The sequence below is a fragment of the Peribacillus sp. JNUCC 23 genome (assembly GCF_053653995.1).
In genome coordinates, this window is record NZ_CM132202.1 from 2587681 (window position 1) to 2607306 (window position 19626).

General features: G+C 37.4%; 23 protein-coding genes and 1 pseudogene. 10 read left to right on the forward strand and 14 right to left on the reverse strand.

The genetic code is table 11. The features are described 5' to 3' along the window. Window positions 1–115 precede the first annotated feature (115 nt). From JNUCC23_RS12505 to JNUCC23_RS12515, 3 genes are all read left to right on the forward strand, one after another. Window positions 116–478 (forward strand): multicopper oxidase domain-containing protein, encoded by a 363-nt coding sequence (locus tag JNUCC23_RS12505; protein WP_454211730.1) that lies wholly within the window; start codon window positions 116–118, stop codon window positions 476–478. Window positions 479–486: 8 nt separating this feature from the next. Further along, on the forward strand, window positions 487–708 hold the full coding sequence (locus tag JNUCC23_RS12510; protein ID WP_454211732.1) for a hypothetical protein: 222 nt from the start codon (window positions 487–489) through the stop codon (window positions 706–708). Window positions 709–945: 237 nt separating this feature from the next. Then, entirely contained in the window at window positions 946–1497 is a 552-nt protein-coding gene (locus JNUCC23_RS12515) for a multicopper oxidase domain-containing protein (RefSeq protein WP_454211734.1), read from the forward strand. Here the strand turns inward: JNUCC23_RS12515 and JNUCC23_RS12520 are convergent. Next, window positions 1468–2484: an FUSC family protein gene (locus JNUCC23_RS12520; RefSeq protein ID WP_454211736.1), complete on the reverse strand. Its 1017-nt coding sequence runs from the start codon at window positions 2482–2484 to the stop codon at window positions 1468–1470. The genes JNUCC23_RS12515 and JNUCC23_RS12520 overlap by 30 nt on opposite strands. Before the next feature lie 122 nt (window positions 2485–2606). Between JNUCC23_RS12520 and JNUCC23_RS12525 the strand changes: the two genes are divergently transcribed. Further along, the gene (locus tag JNUCC23_RS12525; RefSeq protein ID WP_454211737.1) at window positions 2607–3125 is read left to right on the forward strand and encodes a MogA/MoaB family molybdenum cofactor biosynthesis protein; all 519 of its coding nucleotides are present in this window, start codon (window positions 2607–2609) and stop codon (window positions 3123–3125) included. Between the two features lie 186 nt (window positions 3126–3311). Next, window positions 3312–3936 (forward strand): annotated as a pseudogene (gene modB / locus JNUCC23_RS12530) (molybdate ABC transporter permease subunit). A gap of 226 nt (window positions 3937–4162) precedes the next feature. On the opposite strand, the gene moaC reads toward modB, so the two are convergent. The 6 genes from moaC to JNUCC23_RS12560 all read right to left on the reverse strand — a co-directional run bounded on the left by moaC (window position 4163) and on the right by JNUCC23_RS12560 (window position 8951). Further along, the gene (moaC, locus tag JNUCC23_RS12535) at window positions 4163–4663 is read right to left on the reverse strand and encodes a cyclic pyranopterin monophosphate synthase MoaC (RefSeq protein WP_454211739.1); all 501 of its coding nucleotides are present in this window, start codon (window positions 4661–4663) and stop codon (window positions 4163–4165) included. A gap of 41 nt (window positions 4664–4704) precedes the next feature. Beyond that, window positions 4705–5721: a GTP 3',8-cyclase MoaA gene (gene moaA, locus JNUCC23_RS12540; RefSeq protein ID WP_454211741.1), complete on the reverse strand. Its 1017-nt coding sequence runs from the start codon at window positions 5719–5721 to the stop codon at window positions 4705–4707. 27 nt (window positions 5722–5748) lie between these two features. Beyond that, window positions 5749–5982 carry a molybdopterin converting factor subunit 1 gene (moaD, locus tag JNUCC23_RS12545; RefSeq protein ID WP_403070922.1) on the reverse strand — a complete coding sequence of 78 codons (234 nt, stop codon included), beginning with the start codon at window positions 5980–5982 and terminating at the stop codon, window positions 5749–5751. An 11-nt stretch (window positions 5983–5993) separates the two neighbouring features. Continuing rightward, the gene (locus tag JNUCC23_RS12550) at window positions 5994–6422 is read right to left on the reverse strand and encodes a molybdenum cofactor biosynthesis protein MoaE (RefSeq protein WP_454211744.1); all 429 of its coding nucleotides are present in this window, start codon (window positions 6420–6422) and stop codon (window positions 5994–5996) included. A 55-nt stretch (window positions 6423–6477) separates the two neighbouring features. Further along, window positions 6478–7737 carry a molybdopterin molybdotransferase MoeA gene (locus JNUCC23_RS12555; protein ID WP_454216060.1) on the reverse strand — a complete coding sequence of 420 codons (1260 nt, stop codon included), beginning with the start codon at window positions 7735–7737 and terminating at the stop codon, window positions 6478–6480. Between the two features lie 194 nt (window positions 7738–7931). Next, entirely contained in the window at window positions 7932–8951 is a 1020-nt protein-coding gene (locus JNUCC23_RS12560) for a ThiF family adenylyltransferase (RefSeq protein ID WP_454211746.1), read from the reverse strand. A gap of 341 nt (window positions 8952–9292) precedes the next feature. Here JNUCC23_RS12560 and JNUCC23_RS12565 point away from each other — a divergent pair, with 341 nt between their 5' ends. Beyond that, on the forward strand, window positions 9293–9862 hold the full coding sequence (locus JNUCC23_RS12565) for a PepSY domain-containing protein (protein ID WP_454211748.1): 570 nt from the start codon (window positions 9293–9295) through the stop codon (window positions 9860–9862). Between the two features lie 481 nt (window positions 9863–10343). Here JNUCC23_RS12565 and JNUCC23_RS12570 read toward each other — a convergent pair whose 3' ends face one another. Beyond that, the gene (locus JNUCC23_RS12570; RefSeq protein WP_403070908.1) at window positions 10344–10865 is read right to left on the reverse strand and encodes a hypothetical protein; all 522 of its coding nucleotides are present in this window, start codon (window positions 10863–10865) and stop codon (window positions 10344–10346) included. Between the two features lie 260 nt (window positions 10866–11125). Between JNUCC23_RS12570 and JNUCC23_RS12575 the strand changes: the two genes are divergently transcribed. The 3 genes from JNUCC23_RS12575 (at window position 11126) to JNUCC23_RS12585 (ending at window position 13470) form a co-directional block, all read left to right on the forward strand. Further along, window positions 11126–12742, forward strand: a complete 1617-nt coding sequence (locus tag JNUCC23_RS12575; RefSeq protein WP_062179003.1) for an ABC-F family ATP-binding cassette domain-containing protein — start codon at window positions 11126–11128, stop codon at window positions 12740–12742. Between the two features lie 240 nt (window positions 12743–12982). Further along, window positions 12983–13219: a hypothetical protein gene (locus JNUCC23_RS12580; RefSeq protein WP_454211750.1), complete on the forward strand. Its 237-nt coding sequence runs from the start codon at window positions 12983–12985 to the stop codon at window positions 13217–13219. 77 nt (window positions 13220–13296) lie between these two features. Beyond that, complete coding sequence (locus tag JNUCC23_RS12585; protein ID WP_454211752.1) at window positions 13297–13470, forward strand: hypothetical protein; 174 nt, start codon at window positions 13297–13299, stop codon at window positions 13468–13470. A 118-nt stretch (window positions 13471–13588) separates the two neighbouring features. Here the strand turns inward: JNUCC23_RS12585 and JNUCC23_RS12590 are convergent, their stop codons facing one another. From JNUCC23_RS12590 to JNUCC23_RS12600, 3 genes are all read right to left on the reverse strand, one after another. Then, the gene (locus JNUCC23_RS12590; protein ID WP_403070898.1) at window positions 13589–13831 is read right to left on the reverse strand and encodes a hypothetical protein; all 243 of its coding nucleotides are present in this window, start codon (window positions 13829–13831) and stop codon (window positions 13589–13591) included. 313 nt (window positions 13832–14144) lie between these two features. After that, window positions 14145–15689 (reverse strand): SPFH domain-containing protein, encoded by a 1545-nt coding sequence (locus tag JNUCC23_RS12595; protein ID WP_403070895.1) that lies wholly within the window; start codon window positions 15687–15689, stop codon window positions 14145–14147. A gap of 13 nt (window positions 15690–15702) precedes the next feature. Beyond that, window positions 15703–16233 (reverse strand): NfeD family protein, encoded by a 531-nt coding sequence (locus JNUCC23_RS12600; RefSeq protein ID WP_403070892.1) that lies wholly within the window; start codon window positions 16231–16233, stop codon window positions 15703–15705. 270 nt (window positions 16234–16503) lie between these two features. Between JNUCC23_RS12600 and JNUCC23_RS12605 the strand changes: the two genes are divergently transcribed. Further along, window positions 16504–17070 carry a biotin transporter BioY gene (locus tag JNUCC23_RS12605; RefSeq protein WP_403070889.1) on the forward strand — a complete coding sequence of 189 codons (567 nt, stop codon included), beginning with the start codon at window positions 16504–16506 and terminating at the stop codon, window positions 17068–17070. Between the two features lie 46 nt (window positions 17071–17116). Here the strand turns inward: JNUCC23_RS12605 and JNUCC23_RS12610 are convergent, their stop codons facing one another. From JNUCC23_RS12610 to JNUCC23_RS12620, 3 genes are all read right to left on the reverse strand, one after another. Continuing rightward, entirely contained in the window at window positions 17117–17605 is a 489-nt protein-coding gene (locus JNUCC23_RS12610; RefSeq protein WP_062178986.1) for a YusW family protein, read from the reverse strand. A gap of 201 nt (window positions 17606–17806) precedes the next feature. Then, on the reverse strand, window positions 17807–18460 hold the full coding sequence (gene trhA / locus JNUCC23_RS12615; RefSeq protein ID WP_062178983.1) for a PAQR family membrane homeostasis protein TrhA: 654 nt from the start codon (window positions 18458–18460) through the stop codon (window positions 17807–17809). Between the two features lie 151 nt (window positions 18461–18611). Continuing rightward, window positions 18612–19208, reverse strand: coding sequence for a cell wall hydrolase (locus JNUCC23_RS12620; protein ID WP_082674994.1), 597 nt, complete (start codon window positions 19206–19208; stop codon window positions 18612–18614). Window positions 19209–19626: the final 418 nt, after the last annotated feature.

Below are 19626 nucleotides of genomic sequence, written 5' to 3' on the forward strand. Positions count from 1 at the left end.
ACAAAAACGTTCTATCCTATTTATATTCACGGTCACCCTATTCCTAGAATGGATAGTTTTTTTCTTAATCAAGACATATACATAGTAAAAAGACTTTGTAGGGGGCGGTTAAATCATGAATATGAGAAAATTTATGGATCCTCTGCCTATTCCGCCTGTATTAAAGCCGACTTTTCGCTCAGAGAATTATACGTATTATGAAGTGACCATGAAGGAAACAACCATTTGGGGCTATGAAGACATATATCCAGGGCCAACGATTGAAGTCGTACAAGGTGAAAAGGTTTTTGTTAAGTGGATGAATGATTTGCCAGAACACCATTTATCCCCAATTGATCACACCGTACATGGAGCAGAAAAGGAAATACCTGATGTAAGAACAGTTGTCCACCTTCATGGTGGTCGAACAGAGCCAGAAAGTGACGGTTATCCGGATGCATGGTTCTCAAAAGGATTCGACAAATTCGGATCATTTTGAGAAAAAGTGTGTATGAATATGATAATCAGCAAAGTTCCCGTGCACTTTGGTATCATGATTATGCAATCGGGTTAACGCGATTAAATATTTATGCTGGTTTGGCAGGATTTTATCTAATCCGCGATTGGCTCGAGCAATCGTTAAATCTGCCAAGTGGCAAGTATGAGATTCCTTTATTACTTCAGGATCGTTCATTTAGGGAGGATGGCTCCTCAGCCTATCCAGAGTAGCCTAAGGACAATGTTTCTGGGATAATCCCTTCAATAGTCCCTTCTTTTTTTGGTGATACAATTGTTGTAAATGGGAAGGTTTGGCCATATCTTAATGTTGCGCTGCGTAAGTATCGCTTTCGTTTATTAAATGCAGCGAACGCACGCTTCTTTCGCTTAACATTGGATTCCGATCAGTTATTTTACCAAATCGGCACGGATAGTGGCTTTCTTGAGAAACCGATTGGGATGAAATCGTTGTTGCTCGCACCTGCAGAGCGATTAGATGTGATTATTGATTTTTCAAATCTTGGCGGTAAAATGATTACACTAAAAAATGATGCCCCTACTCATTTTCCTATTGGAGATCCTGTGGATCCAGATTCAACGGGGATTATTATGCAATTTCGAGTTACAAAACTGCTTTCCAATATCGATACAAGCGTTATACCGGCCTTTATGGGTTCTATTGAATGGCCAGCTGAATATACAGCAAGCAATCATAGATATCTACAATTAAGTAAGGAGAAGGATCAGTACGGGAGACCTTTATTTCTTCTTGATCAAAAAAAATGGGATGATCCGATTACTGAACATCCACATGTTGGTTCGACTGAAATTTGGAATTTCATTAATACGGACGGAGGTGACCACCCCATCCATCTCCATCTTGTTCAATTTCAACTTCTTGACCGATGCTCTTTCGATGTAGATTATTATAAGCAAACAAAGAAAATCAAATACACGAGTCGTCCTATTCCACCGCATTCTGCCACCGAATTAACCTTTGTTGCTAGGCAGCTGACCTAGTTTTTTCAATAAGCTCCGCGTTTCGTAAAATAAAGAAATATGAAATTGCTGTTCTTCAAGATTAGCAGGAATGATAACCTGTAATGCATCACCCGATAGACGAAACACAATCGGGTTTTCTTTTGTCTGGAATAAAGGGATTAATGCTTTGATCTGGTCAGACCATAAAGCTTGTTGGACTGGAGTTATTGTTCCCGCTTCAGACCAAGCGGTTAGTATCCCGACAATATTTGAAAGATAAGAATAACTTTGAGTAAGGTAATGTAGCCTTTGTTGAAATCTTTTCAGATCCTTCTTACTTCTTTTCGCAAATGGATTATATGAAAGGCTATCTGCGGCATCTTTCATAAGATTCTTAGTTTCGTGAAGCTCTTGGAGTACTCGATTTGTCTCTGTTTGTAAGGTGTAGCCGATGTGTTTCTTAAGACCAGACTTGGTCCACTCTGATACTTTACTAAAGATTGTTGTTAATTGATCAGCGAAATGATCGATACTTTTTGAAACATGTCCTGTGAAATTCGGTGGGTATATGAGCATATGTAATATAACAGCAACAATCGCACCAATCAACGTATCACGGAAACGATCTATTGGATAATTACCTGATTTATGCCCTAAAACAAAAACGAGAAGCACCGTTAGTGCGACTTGATGGATAGCCGTTTCATCAGTTTTTAACCATTCTGCGACAAAACAAGCGATAAGAATAAGTGCTCCAATTGTCCAACCATTTACTTTTAAGTGTGGGGCAAAAAGCATGACCATTGAAATGCCAATAATCGTCCCGATCATTCGATGATAGAAAAAGCGAATGGACCGTTTAATCGTCGTTTGTAAACATAGAATGACTGAAATCGGTGCCAAATAAGGATGATGTGATCCAGCTAATTTAGCAATCTCCCAAGACAGAGCGGAAGCAAGAGCCATTTTCAAAATAAGAAGTGCCTTATTTTCCATTTGTTTTTTTAATTGCTTGTTATTTTTCATTCGAAATATGACCCCATTTTTCATAAAAGTAGATGATTTGTTATAAAGGATACCCATTCAGCCAGTTCTTTATTTTTTTATCTCGACATATATAAACACTGTAAGAGGATAAGGAGGCTGTCATGTCAAACGAACTTAAACAAGAAGCGCAAGACATTATCAATTGTAAAATTATAACGGTTAGTGATTCCAGAACAATTGATACGGATTACAGCGGCCAGTTAATGAAAGAAATGCTTTTAAAATATGACCATAATGTGACAGCTTATGAACTTGTTGCAGATGAAAAAACGGAAATCGTACAGGCCTTTCATTCCGGATGCATTGATCAAATGGTAGATGTAATTTTACTAAATGGTGGAACGGGACTTGCTAAAAGAGATGTAACGATTGAAAGTATTCAACCTTTATTAGATAAAGAAATGATTGGATTTGGTGAGATTTTCCGTGTTATTAGCTATCTGGAAGATATCGGTTCTGCTGCTATCCTATCACGAGCAACCGCGGGTGTCTCAAGCAATACAGCGATTTTTTGCACACCTGGATCAGTAGGTGCAGTTAAACTGGCAATGGAAAAGTTAATTCTTCCAGAACTCAGACATGTGGTTCGTGAAATTAGAAAAGATTTATACGCTATCTAAAATGGGGCTGATCTATTGAACATTTATCCAAAATTACGGAGGGATAGTCGAAAATAGTACTAATAAGAAAGAGGCAGAACTATTTATCAAATTTCTGTATAATTCAGATGTACAAAATATTTTTTCACAGAACGGGTTTATGTCGATTACTTCAAAATAAAGTTTAAAAATTGAAGGTGGAAGTTTATGGACCAGCATTACTTTTTTCCCATTCAATTATCGTTAATCGTTTCATTTTCAGCAGCTCTTGCTGTTTTTATCAGTGGAGTACTAGTAGGTAAGTTGTTCACTGTAAAATCATTTAAAGGAAAAATCATACTTGAAACAATACTAATGCTACCACTCGTTTTACCACCTTCTGTAATTGGTTTCTCATTAATTTTAATCTTTGGAGCAAACTTGGGCAGGAAGCACCATCCTGTTCACCTCCTTTGCTGCAATAATAGCTGCAAGCGTCGTCGCGTATCCGCTCATGTTTTAATCAGCCAAAGCAGGGTTCACAATAGTTAATAAAGATATCGAAAAGGCCGCTAAAGTAGATGGGGCTTTTAATTGGATCGTTTTCACGAAAATTTCAATTCCTTTAGCTAGTAATGCTCTTGTTGCTGGCGGCGTTTTGAGCTTTACCCGTGCACTCGGCGAATTTGGAGCAACACTTATGTTCGCCGGCAACCTTCCCGGTAAAACGCAAACAATTCCTACCGCGATTTATATTGCCGTAGAGTCCGGCGACACCAAACTTGCCTCCAGCTATGTTTTAGTTAGCATCACATTAGCTTTTATTTTACTTGGACTACTTTCAAATACTTAACAAACGAAATGATTCATACTAGCGCCTATCCAATACAAAACGCTTAGCAATAATTAGCTAAGCGTTTTGTAACTGAAGGAACGGACCTTCACAGGTTATTAATTTTGCCAATCTACTAAGCAGAAAATCTACTTTTATCGAGACAGTATCCAAAATCCAATTTTCGAAAAAATGTTCATTATGAAAAGGCAAATGTAGCGCACTTCATAGTAAGTAATATTTCCCGTTATACAGACTTTGTATATTCATTTCTACTATAATCACCACTCTCACCGCCTGTCTTACTAACTAAAAATGTCGGTCCGATGATGATTCCTTTGTGAATAGATTTACACATGTCATATACGGTTAAGGCACAAACGGAAGCTGCAGTGAGCGCCTCCATTTCAACACCTGTGCCCCCCTTCGTTTTTGCAGAACATTTAATATTTAATCGGTAAGCATCTTCCGTCCTTTCCCAGTGAAAAACTATATCGATGCTAGTTAAAGCAATCGGGTGGCACATCGGGATAATATGGCTCGTTTGTTTCGCCGCCATAATTCCTGCAACTTGGGCAACAGCAAGAACGTCTCCTTTTTCCATCGAACCATTCGCAATTTTTTTGTATATTTCATCTGTTAATAGAAGACTGGATTGGGCTATGGCTGTTCGACTCGTTTCATGTTTTTTAGTAATATCGACCATTCTAGCACGACCCTGTTCATTGAAATGCGTAAATTCTATCATTTCACACTCCCTTTTTTCAATAAGGTCCAACATCAATGTATTCAGCCACCAATATAAGACATACCGATTTTCTTACGACTTATTGCCTGAATATCTGTCCGTTCGTCTGAATAGCGATCTGTTCGGTTAGTCCATACTTGCCAAATTGCATTAGACAGTTCGTCACTTGTCGCATTTTCCCGAAGAAGTTCCCGCAAATCATAACCGTTTGACGCAAATAAACACGTATACAATTTTCCGTCCGATGATAAACGTGCCCGTGTACAAGATGAGCAAAAGGATTTAGAGACAGACGGTATAAAGCCGATTTCTACTTCACTATTTTCATAACGATAGCGCTCAGCCACTTCACCGAAATAATCAGCATCCACAGGAATCAATTGATATTGATTGAGCAATTCACTTAAAATGTCTTTTTTCGAAACTACTTTCTGAAAACTCCAGTCGTTATCATTGCCAACATCCATGAATTCAATAAACCGAAGCGTAATATTTTTCTCTTTAAAATAAGCGCTCATCGGAATAATTTCTTGTTCATTGACACCTCTTTGGACGACCATATTAACTTTTACTGAAAAACCGAGATTTTTGGCATACTCGATATTCTCAAGGATTAGAGCTGGATTGATGCCACGACCGTTCATTTTTCTGAATATTTCTTTGGATAATGCATCAAGGCTAATATTCAAGCGCCGCAGTCCTGCCTCATAAAGAGCTTTTCCGTATTTATTCAAAAGCAATCCATTTGTTGTCAAACCAATGTCCTTTAGCCCTTCTAAATCCCTGAGCATCTTGATGAATTCTGGCAAATCGTTACGTAGCAATGGTTCACCACCAGTCAGCCGAATCTTTTTTACACCCATTTGAACAAAGACCGAAGCAAGTCTTGTCATTTCTTCAAAGGTTAATAATTCACTTTTTGGCAAAAACACATACTTATCACCAAACACTTCTTTGGGCATGCAGTACGTGCAGCGAAAATTACAGCGGTCAGTTACTGAAATGCGTAAATCGTGCAAAGGCCTGTTTAATGTATCTGTAAGCGGTTGTTTCATCATATCAGTCCTTTACGATTCTGATTCATTTTACCCACCACTTACCGGAGGAATAAAAGCAACAGTATCACCCGGATTTATTTGTTCTGTTTCTAATACATATTCTTCATTTACTGCGACTTGCCATGAATAGTCTGTAAATCCCGGATAAGTCTCATCCGCCCATTTGACAAGCTGTGCGACTGTCCCATCTGCCCATAAAATCGTTTCTTCTTTTTTTTGAGTCAATTCTTTGATTTGTGCAAAATAATAAAGATGAATCATCGTTCCCCACCTCACAACGGTTTATATGTTTGCCCACCCATCCACTTTTCACCATCTTCCCAAATTTCTTTTTTCCAAATTGGGACGAGTTTCTTAATTTGTTCAATTGCAAATTCATTAGCTTCATATGCTATTTGTCGGTGCGGCGAAGATACAGCTATGATTACCGCAGTTTCAGAAATTTGCAATTTTCCGATTCGATGGGCAATTGCGATACGAGTTCCCGGCCACTTCCTTTGAATGTCAGCTCCAATTTCGGTAAGCATTTTCTCAGCCATTGGTACATAAGCTTCATATTCTAAAAACAGCGTTCGTTTTCCATTCGTCCACTCTCTGACAATACCGGAAAATAGCGTCACTGCACCTACTTCTGCATGTGTCACGTATTGTAAATAACGATTAGGACATAACACTTCTGGCGTAACTTCAAATAGGTTCATATTTTCCTCCGTCTAAAGATTTTTGGGGTGGACCGTCCGGAAATTTAACTGCTTCTTACTCATGTATGACCCAGTTTTCTCCGCCTTCATCCACGCCAAGTAACAAGACGTCTACTATTTCCCCTTTCTTATATCCGTGTGTTCCGCCTGGTAGAACTATGAACGAATTGCCTCGTGCGATCGAAGTAACAGAGTTCGATTTATTAAAACCGGCAGGATTAATGATTGCGCCTGTTGGACTTGATTCGTAGACAGCCCGGATAAATTGCGTAAACGGATTGTCTTGTAAATCTTCCTGTAAAACTGCTTTATTATAAGGTAAATACGGCTTATTTGAACCGCTCATAGCCAAAAGCGCTGGTCTGGCAAACAATTCAAATCCAACAAAACTGGAACTAGGATTTCCAGACAAGCCAAATAATAAAACATGATCAGTATGTGCAACAGTTGTCACACTACCTGGACGCATTTTTACTTTATTAAATAGGACTTCCGCCCCCATCCTTTCATAAACAGCTGGTAAGTAATCAAAGTCACCTACCGACACGCCCCCTGTTGTAATTACCGCATCGCAATCTTTTGCCGCTTGCTTAACTGATAAATAACAGGCCTCTACATCATCATTCAATACACCTAGCCATCTGGGCTCCACCCCCAGTCTCTTGAGCTGGGCTATTATCATCGGACCGTTAGAATTACGAATTTTCCCTGGTTTAAGCTGAGTTGACACATCCAGTAATTCAGAGCCAGTAACAAGCAAACCAACAACGGGTCGTTTCGCCACTTTCACATGCGTATAGCCAAACGTCGCCAAAACAGCAATCACGCCTGGAGTAATATGGGACCCTTTTTCAATAATGACTTCACCTTTTTTTGCATCTTCTCCTTTTAAGGATACATTTTCAAGTTGAGTAAACGTCTTGCGAATTGTAAATGAATGTTCACCACTAACTGTTTGCTCAAGCATAACCACCGCATCCGATTCTTTCGGTAGTTCAGCACCCGTCATGATACGGGCTGCTTTATTTTTGCCAAGCAGTGCGGTCGACACATCACCTGCAGCAATACGATCAATTACTGTAAAAGCAATTGGTGAATGACTGGATGCTCCTGTTGTATCTACAGAACGAACTGCAAAACCGTCATAAATAGAACGGTTAAATGGCGGGACATCATGGTTCGCCAACACAGGTTCTGCTAAAATACGCCCTGCCGCTTCAGATAGAGGTATCGTTTCACTTTGGATTTTATCTACTTTTTTCATAATTCTTGAGATTGCTTCTTTTACCGTGATCGGATTCCTGTTTTCAAAAATGGCTAATGACCTCCTCTCGAGAGAAAAGTGTGTATGTTCGGTAAGAAATAACCACTCCCTGTTAGATATTAGATTCGGTGCCAAATAATCATAAAAACTCACCCTTTAGTCAGGTAGGGCATTTTAAAATTTCAACTATTTTACTTATATTCGGACATGTATTACAAAATGCCACCATATTAAATGATGTAGTTTCAACCGAATAATTGATGATACAACGATTTTGCTTCGTTCACATCTTGAATTCCATGTAAGAGTAAACGACCATTGGCAAACATCATTACACGACAACCCTTATATTCTATTTGAACGAAGTAAGGAGTTCGTTTTGACGGGAGTCTTTGTTTTTTTGCTACATTTTCACCATCATCAAGTGTGAGTGTTCGCTCATTAGCAGGAATAATTTGCACGGAATCACGGCCACAAAATGAAGCGAATTTTGTTTGAGTTGATCGTTGAAGTGCAGGGTACGTACGTTCCCCACCACATGAAGGGCAATCAGAACGCTTCATTTTTTCTATTCCAAATTGATGCTGTTGATTAGTCCAGACATCAAGCCATACCAGCTTTTTTTTCATATTATCTTTATCACCGCATAGATATTTGAACACCTCAGCACATTGGAAAGCAGCTGTCATAAAAACCGCTGGAGCAATCACTCCAACCGTAGCACATGTATCGTTAGTAGCTGGTAAAACGGGCAATAAACAGCGAAAACAGGCAGATGAATCTGAATAAAAAGACTTCACAACACTCGTACTTCCCACACACGCGCCGTAAATCCACGGTATCTGATGCTTCAGACTGGCGTCATTAACGATCAGCCTTGTTTCAAAATTATCAGTGCCATCGACAATAATATCGCTTCGTTTAGCAAAATGTTCAATCAGTTCAGCATCTGCATGATCAAATACCGTTTTAACTAAAACATGTTGATTTACTTGATTGAGTCGTTTTTTTGCAGCTTCTACTTTGGGAATCATCTCAATAGCATCTTGTTCAGTGTACAGCGTTTGACGGTGTAAATTAGAAATTTCAACATAATCTCGATCTACTAGAATTAATGTTCCAATACCAGCACGGGCGAGAATATCTGCCACTGCACTTCCGAGCGCTCCGCAGCCAATAATAGTCACGCAAGCTTCCTGAAGCTTGCGCTGGCCTTCTGTACCAAGCATTTGAAATCGCTTCTGCTGTATAAATCGATCGTCCATTTCCCTACACTCCCTACTTTCGATTCCTTTTATCAAAAAATATGAAGACTCCCAAGGTTATGAAATGTCAAGAACCATCCAGATATTATCCTTTCGTCATTATGACCCGATTCCAGTTTTCTCAATTGGAATCGAATCATATTGCACAATTACTATCAACATTTTTACGCTAAAAAAAATGACTCGTATCATGTTTATGAGTAAGTATTAACGGAAGCAACAAACCGACCACTTTATATTCTTATACTTTTCTAAGGAAATTTTAACCTTCTTTTTTTTTCTATAAATTCCATTGGTTATGATAAAAATAAATATATAAACAATCATGGAGGTTAAAAACCATGCATATCATAACAAAGCTAATAACCGGTGCTATAGTCATAGGTGGGATCGGAGCGAGTGCTTATGCGATGACAAGTAATAAACTTACTACACTACCGATAAATGAAACTTCACCAAAAAGTGTAATATCACAAAAGATTACTGAACAAAAAGCAAATGAACTTGCACTGAATGAAACAAAAGGTGGGATTGTAACGAATACTCATTTAGACGAAGATAGAGAGGGTAAAAAATACGAAGTTATTATCGTAAAACAAGATAGAAAATACGAAATAGATATTGATGCCTTAACAGGAAAAGTTTTAGAAGTCGATCAAAACATATTAGGAAAAAACGATCTCAAGATTGAGGTAAATGAACTTCAAAACGTTTCGACAAATATATCTTTAGTAGATGCAAAACAAATAGCTTTAGATAAAGTAAGAGGGACGATAACCGAGGCGGATTTGGATTACTTTAACAATCGTATAGTCTATAATTTCGAAATAAGCACAGCCAACCATCGTGAAGCAGGAGTTATCATTGATGCAAACAATGGACAAGTATTAAAAATTGAAGAATACAAATAAATAGTCTGCCAAGGACGTGAATTCAAATTGATAAGTGAACACAATTGATTATCGTTTTAACTTAGTAAGCTGTAATCCAGCTTTTACTTACCATACTAAAAATGGTCGAACTATTTAGTTCCTTTTGGAGGAATAGTTCGACCTTTTTATTCTTTTTGGTTGTCCTCCAATTCTTTATGCATTCCTGCATTATGCTCTCTATAATTTTTGCAGGCATCCCTGAAACATGTTATTTTTATCCCCTTAGGAAGCTCATCTTTATATTTTTCATAACAATAGCATTTGCCCATGAATAACAACCTTTCTGCAAAGCCTCTAAGTTGCTTACGGAAGGCGAGATCCTCTCCGTAATTAAAACATTAAAAAACGTCTGCTTTTGGGACATTTCTTTTAGTTACAACAGTAATATTTAATGTTAACTGTCTCTACTGTTTTTTAGAAAGGGATGGCCCATCGCCCCCCCCCTTAATTATAAAGGATATTATAAGATCTCCTCTGTTACATTATTAATTTTCCAGCCATTTTTCTGATGTACAACTTCAACTGATAGGTGCTTTGCTTTCACTTTATTGTCATCGGAAAAAACCTCATATACGAAAATCGCTTTTTCAGAATTAATCTCATGCTCTTTCAACTTCAGATAATCATTAGACTGACTGAAGCTATACCTCAAATATTTTCCATTATCGAATGTAATGCCTGTTGACTCGACACTAACATCTTCTGCCACTCTATTCTTCAACTCAACCAGATCCTTCGTTTCGACCGCTTCCATAAAACGAAAAATACCTTCATTAATTCCAAATGCAGTTTGCTGATTCTTTTCAAGCATCGAAATATATTCTTCTAATTCCGCGACTTTATCTTTTAATTGTAAGTTCTCATCTATAATCTTCATTTCCTGAAGTTTTGCATCTTCCGTGCTACTAACAGAAAAATAACTGCAGGAACTTAATAGAATGATCGTGCTACATATTCCACCCAATATTATACTTCTTACCACGAACACCCACCCCCACAAGAATTTTGCATCTCTCTATTATTAAACGTATTCAATATCAAAAAAGTTTCAAATTTTTGATATTATTTTGACAAATATCAACTTTTCTCCCAAATATCATTCATTTTTATGAATAACCGCTTGAATCGATGATTAATAGCAGTAATTTGTAGATAAATTCACAGTTTAACTGAAAACATTTCTCCACGACGGCAATACATGGTATACTTTTATAGATATTGTCATTGGAGGTATGTAAGTAAATGATTACTGTTAATAATGTCGGCCTGCGCTATGGTGACCGTAAGTTATTTGATGAAGTTAATATAAAATTCAATCCGGGCAACTGTTACGGTTTGATCGGAGCAAATGGAGCTGGAAAATCTACATTTCTAAAAATTCTTTCTGGTGAGATAGAAGCACAAACAGGCGACGTTCACATGGGACCTGGTGAACGCCTTGCTATTTTGAAACAAAACCATTTTGAATTCGAAGAACATGAAGTACTTAAAGTTGTTATTATGGGCCATGAAAAACTGTACCAAGTGATGCAGGAAAAAGATGCCATCTACATGAAAGAAGATTTCACGGACGAAGACGGTATGAAAGCAGCTGAACTTGAAGGTGAATTTGCAGATATGAATGGATGGGAAGCAGAATCTGAAGCGGCTATCCTTCTTAAAGGTCTAGGAATTGGTGAAGATCTTCACACAAAGAAAATGGCTGAATTATCAGGTGGAGAGAAAGTGAAAGTATTACTTGCTCAAGCCCTATTCGGTAAACCGGACGTTCTTCTTCTAGATGAGCCTACCAACCACCTTGACTTAAAAGCCATTAAATGGTTAGAAGAATTCTTAATCAACTTTGAAAACACGGTCATTGTTGTTTCACATGATCGTTACTTCTTAAATAAAGTTTGTACGCATATTGCTGATCTTGATTTCGGTAAAATCAAAGTATACGTCGGAAACTATGATTTCTGGTATGAATCAAGCCAACTTGCTCTTAAAATGGCTCAAGATGCTAACAAGAAAAAGGAAGAAAAAATTAAAGAATTACAAGCCTTCGTGGCGAGGTTTAGTGCCAACGCTTCTAAATCAAGTCAAGCAACTTCGCGTAAAAAGTCTCTTGAAAAAATCACTTTAGATGATATTCAACCATCATCTCGTCGTTATCCATATGTTGCGTTCACACCGGAACGTGAAATTGGCAATGATTTATTACGTGTTGAAGACATCTCAAAAACAATTGACGGTGTTAAAGTATTAGACAATGTAAGCTTCATTATGAATAAAGACGACAAAATTGCTTTTGTTGGGAAGGACGAAATTGCTAAAACAACATTGTTTAAAATTTTAGCAGGCGAAATGGAACCAGATAGTGGTTCATTCAAATGGGGTATAACAACCACTCAAGCCTATTTCCCGAAAGACAATGCTGAATACTTTGAAGGAATTGACACTACATTAGTCGATTGGTTACGTCAATACTCACCAAACGATCAAACAGAAAACTTCCTGCGTGGTTTCTTAGGAAGAATGCTCTTCTCTGGTGAAGAAGTACTGAAGAAACCTAGTGTTCTATCTGGTGGAGAAAAGGTTCGTTGCATGTTATCAAAAATGATGTTGAGTGGTTCAAATGTTCTAATGCTTGATGAACCAACATCTCACCTTGATTTAGAATCCATCACTGCTTTGAATAACGGCCTTATTAATTTTAAAGGCTCATTGATTTTTGCATCACACGATCATCAGTTTACTCAAACAATTGCTAACCGTATTATTGAAATAACTCCAAGTGGTACGGTAGATAAACAAGTAACATATGATGAATATCTTGAAAATGGCGAACTTCAAAAACAAATTGCTGCGATGTATTAATAGGTTTAATCCATGGGTGACTCAAAATGAGTCGCCTTTTCTTTATATGGTTGAAACTTAGAACCCTGGATACTTTATTTAATTCATTTATGGCATTAGCATGTCTTATTATATTCTGACGAGGAAATTGTTGAAATGTATATTTTTCTTAGACCCCTTCATTTTTAAATTTCTCCAGTTATTTTACCGAGGTTTATGTTGGAGCCATTTTGGCATAATGGAAATAAGGAGTGATGATTCATGAATGAAAGTGAGAGCAAGGAACTTTTTGAAGAAGCAGGCCTTTTGTTTTGGTTTGAAAAATTCCAATATCAGTTTTATGTGACAGACTTACTTGGAAAAATAAAACCAGAAATATTGGAGAGTTTTTTAAATTGCTACGAATTTCAACAAAATGAACCACTTTTTTTTGATGAATTCGCTTTTCATTTTAGAATTTTTCAAAATATCTCCATTAAAAATAATTGGATCAATTAATAAACGATATACTATTGATTTAAAATCCAGCATACTAAAACCATCGAAATATTACTTTTTGAATGGTGTGTTTAAGTATGACGAAACAGATAAAAAAACAAAAAAAGAATCGATTCGAAACAATAAAGGAGTTCTTCGGAGAGTTAATTGGAGAAGGTATATTTCATCTAATTTTTCAAGTATTAAGTTTACCTTTCCGCGCTGCCTGGTGGTTAATTACGAAGATATTTGACCGACTTGATCGGAATTGATTCTATGACAAAGTAATGCAGATATCCCAATACATAGTTTTAGACCTCGTAAATACTAAAACACTGGATACGTGCATAGATAACGAGGTCTAATGGGAATACATTCTTTATTACGCCATCAATATACCGGATAACCACCATAATAAGGATACTGGTAGGGATAAGGGTATGGGCTCGGTCTGACACCATAGCCTCCAAAACTTCCGCCTAATAAAGCGCCTGCAGCAAGCCCACCGAGCAAACCGCCAGCTAATCCGCCACCAAAGCCTCCAAAGCCAAATCCACCGAATCCTGGCCGACCACCATATACAGGTCTTCTTAGATTATGACCATGATAAAAATAAGGATATTCTTGGTTCATTATAACCCTCCTCGATGTTTTCTAAATTCCTATTCCTATTAGGTGTATGTTCTATAATCTTATTTGCATAGGCATTCGGCTTAGATTTGTTAAATTAGCTGTACAAATCGATTTATTATGTAAACCCTCAACCAGTAAAAGGCAACTCCATATCACACAGCTTATTAAGAATGGGACAAGTTTAGTCATCCGCATTCGTTTCCTTTACTTCATCAAAAATAAAAGGTCCGACACCGAAACTAGTAAATCCAATATATAGTGTAATTACACTACATATTGGATTTAGAGTACGTGGTCGAACCCTTGGATATCCTTATTTTTCTTGCGTTTCTTTACTTGCAGCCATTGTTAGGGTCGTTTCAACGAGTTCAGTTTCAGCACGATTTCGATCTAATTGTAGATTTCTTTTTCCTGCGAAACTTTCTAATAAATCCTTTACATCAATTCCTGAAGAAGCCTTCAATGATTCCTGTAAAGTTGACATGAGATTAGTCGCATAACTAGTTACTTTATTGGCACCGCTGTTTGGGCCATTGCTACCAGTATCTACTACTGTAATCTTATCGATATTACCTAATGGAGCTGCCACTTGCTTCGCATATTCAGGAAGCATTTTCAAAATCATGTCCATAACAGCCGCTTGACCGAACTGTTCAAATGCCTCGGCGATTTTTTGCTTCGCTTCTGCTTCGGCAACCCCTTTTAGTCGAATGATTTCAGCTTCTGTTGTTCCTTGAGCTTTCTGAGCCTCTGCTTTTGCCAGGCCATCCACTCTAATTTTTTCTGCCTCTGCTTTCGCCATTGCTTCTACGCGATATTTATTCGCATCTGTCTCAGCAATATCTTTCATTTTATTTGCTGAAGCAGCTTGCTCAACAGCATAGCGATCTGCATCTGCTTTTTTCTTCACTTCAGAATCATATTGTTTCTCACGGCGCAGAATCTCTTTTTCCTCAAGTTCAATTTGCTTTTGCCTTTCAATGATTTTAATTTGCATTTCCTGTTCCGTTACTTCCTGTTTTGAACGAGCAGTCTCTAGGTCGTATGCTTGGTCAGCTCGGGCTTTTGCGATATCTTGTTCTCTGCGGAATTCTGCAATTTTCAGTTTATTGATTTTTTCTGCTTCAGCAATTTCTGTTGCTCGCTCTAGTTCCGCTTGCTGTGCTTCTTTCGATGCTTCAGCTCGTTTGATTCTTGTTTCTTTATCAGCTTCAGCTGTAGCAATATCAGCATCCCGTTTCACTTGAGCAATTCGAGGTTTACCAAGTGAATCAAGATAGCCATTCTTATCCCGAACATCTTTAATGGTGAATGATACGATCACCAAACCCATTTTCGCAAGATCCTGAGAAGCCACACGTTGAACTTCTTGTGAAAATTTCTCACGGTTTTTATAAATCTCTTCTACGGTCATTGAACCAAGGATGGAACGCAAATGCCCTTCAAGCACTTCACGCGCCTCTTGTTCGCGATCTTCCTTCGCTTTTCCTAAAAATTGTTCGGCAGCAGTCGCAATCTCGTTGATAGTACTCCCAATCTTAATGATGGAAACACCGTCTGCCATTACTGGAACACCCTGCTCTGTATAAACTTCCGGAGTGGAAACTTCCAACTTACTAGATAATAAGCTCAGTGGTTCTGCTTGTTGAAAAACTGGAAGAACGAATGCTCCGCCACCACGAACAATCTTAATTTTATTACCCGATTCATCTGTGTGTACATTTTTGTTGCCTAAGTAACTTCCTGTAATAATTAAAGCCTCATCAGGGCCTGCAGTACGATATTTCGTGATAAAAACTCCAACAAGAGCTAATAATAAAACAACAACAACTCCAATAATCCATAAATAATCAAACATGATAAATATCCCCCTATCCAATTTCTATCTGTTGATGTGGCAAAACATGTAATACGCCATTTTTCACTTCAATCACTAATACAATCGATGCTGCTGGAATTGCTTCATTATTAAAGCTTACTGCAGGCTTCGCAATCGAGCCACTCGCACCTTCAATTAGCACTTCCCCAAAACCATCCACTGGAACGGATGTTAACACTTTGCCGGTTCTTCCTTTCAAATCCGATTCAGAAATGGATAATGATTCTTCTGCAGTTGATAATGGTATAAGAATGAAAATATTCAACAAGCTGACAATCAGGAGCGCAATGCATCCAGATATGACTGCAGATAAACCACTATGCAAGTTCGTTACCTTTTCAAATAGATAACCTGATGCACCGAAAACGGTGAGAAAAGCGAGGATTAATACCGGATTTAAGTAATCGGGAGCTTCCAAGCCGGAAAGGATATCATTGAATAAAATAAAAATAAAAGTCAATGCACCAGAAATAATTAAGGTATATAAGTAAATTGTTTCAAGTGGTAATCCAAACAACTCCATCGTCCTCATCCTTTTATCTCAAATTTTAACTCTGGTCATACATCTCATTTACATGACTGGTAAGCGCTCCTCTCTTTCTTTTTTGTTGCTTACCTACTATACGAATTTGTTTTGCGAAGGTTTCATCTTTTTTAAAATCTTTAGAATCATTCTCGTTTTCACATTACTTCAAAAAAGTTAAAAAATAATAGATTGACAGTCAACATCATCACGATTAAAATTTAATTGTAAACCGAATATATTCATAAGTTAACAAAGGGAGTGGAAATCTTGCAAACTAAAAGTCAAACTCGGCTAGTCAATCTTATTATTATTGCTTTATTTGCAGCAATCATTGGAATCCTCTCACAAGTCATGATTCCAATTCCACCTGTTCCATTTACAGGGCAAACATTAGCAGTTGGCTTAGCTGCAACAATATTAGGCGCAAAAAGAGGAACGTATTCTGTACTTCTTTACTTATTAATTGGTGCAGTCGGAATCCCTGTGTTTGCAGAAATGACAAGTGGAATCTCACGAATTGTTGGACCTACTGGTGGTTATTTAATCGGCTTTATTCCAGCTGCTTTTTTCATTGGCTTTTATCTTGAAAAAACGAAGTACACTGTGTTTCATGCAATCATCGCGAACATCATTTCCATGTTCTTTCCATTACTAATCGGTACAGCCTGGCTTAAGATTGCAGCATCAATGTCTTGGACAGCTGCATTTGTTGGGGGGTTTCTCCCTTTCATCCTTGTCGGCATTGCAAAAGCAATCCTTGCTGGCTGGTTAGGCATTCTTCTTCGCTCTAGGTTAGAGACAGCCAAAGTACTTCCTAAGAGCACTGTGGCTTAATCATAAACCAACAACAAAAAGGAACAGCACCGCTGTTCCTTTTTGTTTATTTTTTATTCTTATATTCTTTCTTTGTACCATCATCAAAATGAACATCTAATTCAAATTCCTGATAATTTTCATCAAGGTTAAACACTTGCAGTACTTCTTTAATGACTTCATTATCTGAAGTATCTTTTGTAAAAGTTAGTTGCTCAAATTTAGTGTTTAATTGACTCATCGCATCATCACCATAAATATGCTCGCCATTGATTTCATCTTCAATAGATGCTTCCATATCACCTAATGTATCATAATCAACACTATACTCTTTATCGCCCGCATACTCCACGCCAAGTTCAAATTCCTTAAATTTACCTTTAGAAGCTAATTCTGTGTTCTGAATTTGATCCTGCTCTACATTAGCATTCCCGCTATTTGTTTGTCCGGCCTTTTCTTCCGCTGGCGGATTATCAACCTCGTTTTTGTTTCCACAAGCAGCTAACAAAATTAAGGCTGCAAATGAGACAAATAATACTTGTAATGACTTTTTCACAAAACGATACCTCCTTGTACTTATTAGTTTATCTATTTCCCGAATAAAGAAATTTAAACCTTGCACAAGTAATCTTCAACTAAAACCACCAAATTATTCATATTTGGTTGATTTTTGTTTTTTAATTCAATATCGCATTAGTTAAAAATCAACAAGAATAGAGCCTTGAATGAACGTTCCTTTTTTAATCAATTTGTCCCGTTATAATAACTGAATCGGGATTATATACAGTAATACAGCAAAAAAGTGTGTAGCAGATCCGCCTAATACAAATAAATGCCATACTGCATGATGAAATGGAAACCCACGCCACACATAGAATATGGCTCCAACTGTGTAAAGTAAGCCACCTATCATTAATAATTGGACACCCGTTGCCGGCAAGTTTGCGGATATTGGTCCCCATGCTATGACAATCATCCACCCCATTGCAATATACAAAAGGGTCGAGAGAAATAGAAACTTTTTCACAAAGAATGCTTTAAAAACAGTCCCTACTATAGCAACTACCCAGACGATACTAAGGAGAGTCCAACCTAGCGTACCATGAACCGCAATAAGCATAATCGGCGTATATGTACCGGCAATGAAAAAATAGATTGCTGAGTGATCAAAAATCTCAAAAACATCTTTCGCTTTTCCTTCTGGAAAGCTATGCACCAAAGTTGATGCTACGAACAAGGTGAGCATCGAAACTCCATAAATTGTAGCAGCTGCCACATGCCAGGCATTTCCTTGCTGCACTGAAAAAATAATTAAAAATACTAAGGCTGCGATACTAAGCACTACACCGATACCGTGCGTGATTGCATTGGCAACTTCTTCTTTCTTAGTATAAACATGAGTATTTGCCATTCACTCAGCTCCAAATTTCCGGCCATTTTTCTTCCTTATTTCAGGAATTTCAGCCTTTTATGATTCATTTCATTTAGTATACTCCACTTCTTTGCTGTATTAAAGAAAAAGGGATGAAGAAGCGTATACCTTCTTCATCCCTTAATATGTTTTAAATGGCAAAATGATGTGCACCGATTATTTTCGTCACGTTTAGCGTTCTCATCCATTTACTGCTTGATATACTCGGATTATAAAAATATAATTGATCAAACGTATAACCTTGAATGGCGAGTGCTTCATTAACAGCTTTTTTCGAATCTTCATCAGCAGGTTCTTTGATACTACCGTCATCTACCGGTGAAAATTGGTTGTCCTGATAAATAACTTCAGAAATTGTATCCGGAAAAGCATGATCATGAACGCGATTCAAAACAACAGCTGCAACTGCAACCTTGCCGTCATATGGTTCACCTTTCGCCTCAGCATGAACCAATCTGCTTAACAGCTCTTTATCACTGTCACTAATACTTGTAGGTATGATAAATGTTTCACCAGGAATCACGACATTATTATCATTATCATTAACTTCCTTTAACTGTTGAATTGGCACACCATATTGCTTTGCGATATCCCAAATCGTTTCCCCTTGTTTTGTAAGATGCTGTTTCTGTGCAGCATATACCTTTGATGTATTTACAGGTAAATTATACCCAATAGAAATTATACAAAAAGTGATGATACATATCACGATACTTAAAAGTTTCATCCTGTAACCTCCTTGTTAAGCACTTCACAAGGATAACAAGCATTCAAGCGTTTTTCAGTGTTTAATTTTTCCCAAGGAAATTGAGGAAAAGAATAGTAATTTTATTGATTGCTTCATAATAATGCGTATACACGCATTATATCAGTGTTTATACGCAAATTCTTTTTACTTTACATAATTTAGCCATTGAATAACATGGAAGCTATGCATGAACTTACATTAGAATTGATTTCATTATATGGTATTTATTGGATAAAAAAACATTCCATTCATCACTTATAACCTCCTCGTGAAAGAATTATTCAAGCGGCTTTTTGCTCGTTCATTCATTCTTACCATATCACTAATAGTGGCTCATCTCGTTCGTTTAAGAATTTTTTTGATTTCCATACAAAAAGATGACCAATGAAGGGCTTAA

Bases quoted from the DNA above. Each gene is read 5' to 3' on its own strand.
- JNUCC23_RS12550 (WP_454211744.1), bottom strand. From the start codon at position 6,422: ATGAACCTATTTGAAGTTACGCCAGAAGTGTTATGTCCTAATCGTTAT.
- JNUCC23_RS12520 (WP_454211736.1), bottom strand. From the start codon at position 2,484: ATGAAAAATAACAAGCAATTAAAAAAACAAATGGAAAATAAGGCACTT.
- JNUCC23_RS12505 (WP_454211730.1), top strand. From the start codon at position 116: ATGAATATGAGAAAATTTATGGATCCTCTGCCTATTCCGCCTGTATTA.
- JNUCC23_RS12585 (WP_454211752.1), top strand. From the start codon at position 13,297: ATGACGAAACAGATAAAAAAACAAAAAAAGAATCGATTCGAAACAATA.
- moaC (WP_454211739.1), bottom strand. From the start codon at position 4,663: ATGATAGAATTTACGCATTTCAATGAACAGGGTCGTGCTAGAATGGTC.
- moaD (WP_403070922.1), bottom strand. From the start codon at position 5,982: ATGATTCATCTTTATTATTTTGCACAAATCAAAGAATTGACTCAAAAA.
- JNUCC23_RS12525 (WP_454211737.1), top strand. From the start codon at position 2,607: ATGTCAAACGAACTTAAACAAGAAGCGCAAGACATTATCAATTGTAAA.
- JNUCC23_RS12620 (WP_082674994.1), bottom strand. From the start codon at position 19,208: ATGAAACTTTTAAGTATCGTGATATGTATCATCACTTTTTGTATAATT.
- moaA (WP_454211741.1), bottom strand. From the start codon at position 5,721: ATGATGAAACAACCGCTTACAGATACATTAAACAGGCCTTTGCACGAT.
- JNUCC23_RS12600 (WP_403070892.1), bottom strand. From the start codon at position 16,233: ATGGAGTTGTTTGGATTACCACTTGAAACAATTTACTTATATACCTTA.
- JNUCC23_RS12575 (WP_062179003.1), top strand. From the start codon at position 11,126: ATGATTACTGTTAATAATGTCGGCCTGCGCTATGGTGACCGTAAGTTA.
- trhA (WP_062178983.1), bottom strand. From the start codon at position 18,460: ATGGCAAATACTCATGTTTATACTAAGAAAGAAGAAGTTGCCAATGCA.
- JNUCC23_RS12595 (WP_403070895.1), bottom strand. From the start codon at position 15,689: ATGTTTGATTATTTATGGATTATTGGAGTTGTTGTTGTTTTATTATTA.
- JNUCC23_RS12590 (WP_403070898.1), bottom strand. From the start codon at position 13,831: ATGAACCAAGAATATCCTTATTTTTATCATGGTCATAATCTAAGAAGA.
- JNUCC23_RS12580 (WP_454211750.1), top strand. From the start codon at position 12,983: ATGAATGAAAGTGAGAGCAAGGAACTTTTTGAAGAAGCAGGCCTTTTG.
- JNUCC23_RS12565 (WP_454211748.1), top strand. From the start codon at position 9,293: ATGCATATCATAACAAAGCTAATAACCGGTGCTATAGTCATAGGTGGG.
- JNUCC23_RS12560 (WP_454211746.1), bottom strand. From the start codon at position 8,951: ATGGACGATCGATTTATACAGCAGAAGCGATTTCAAATGCTTGGTACA.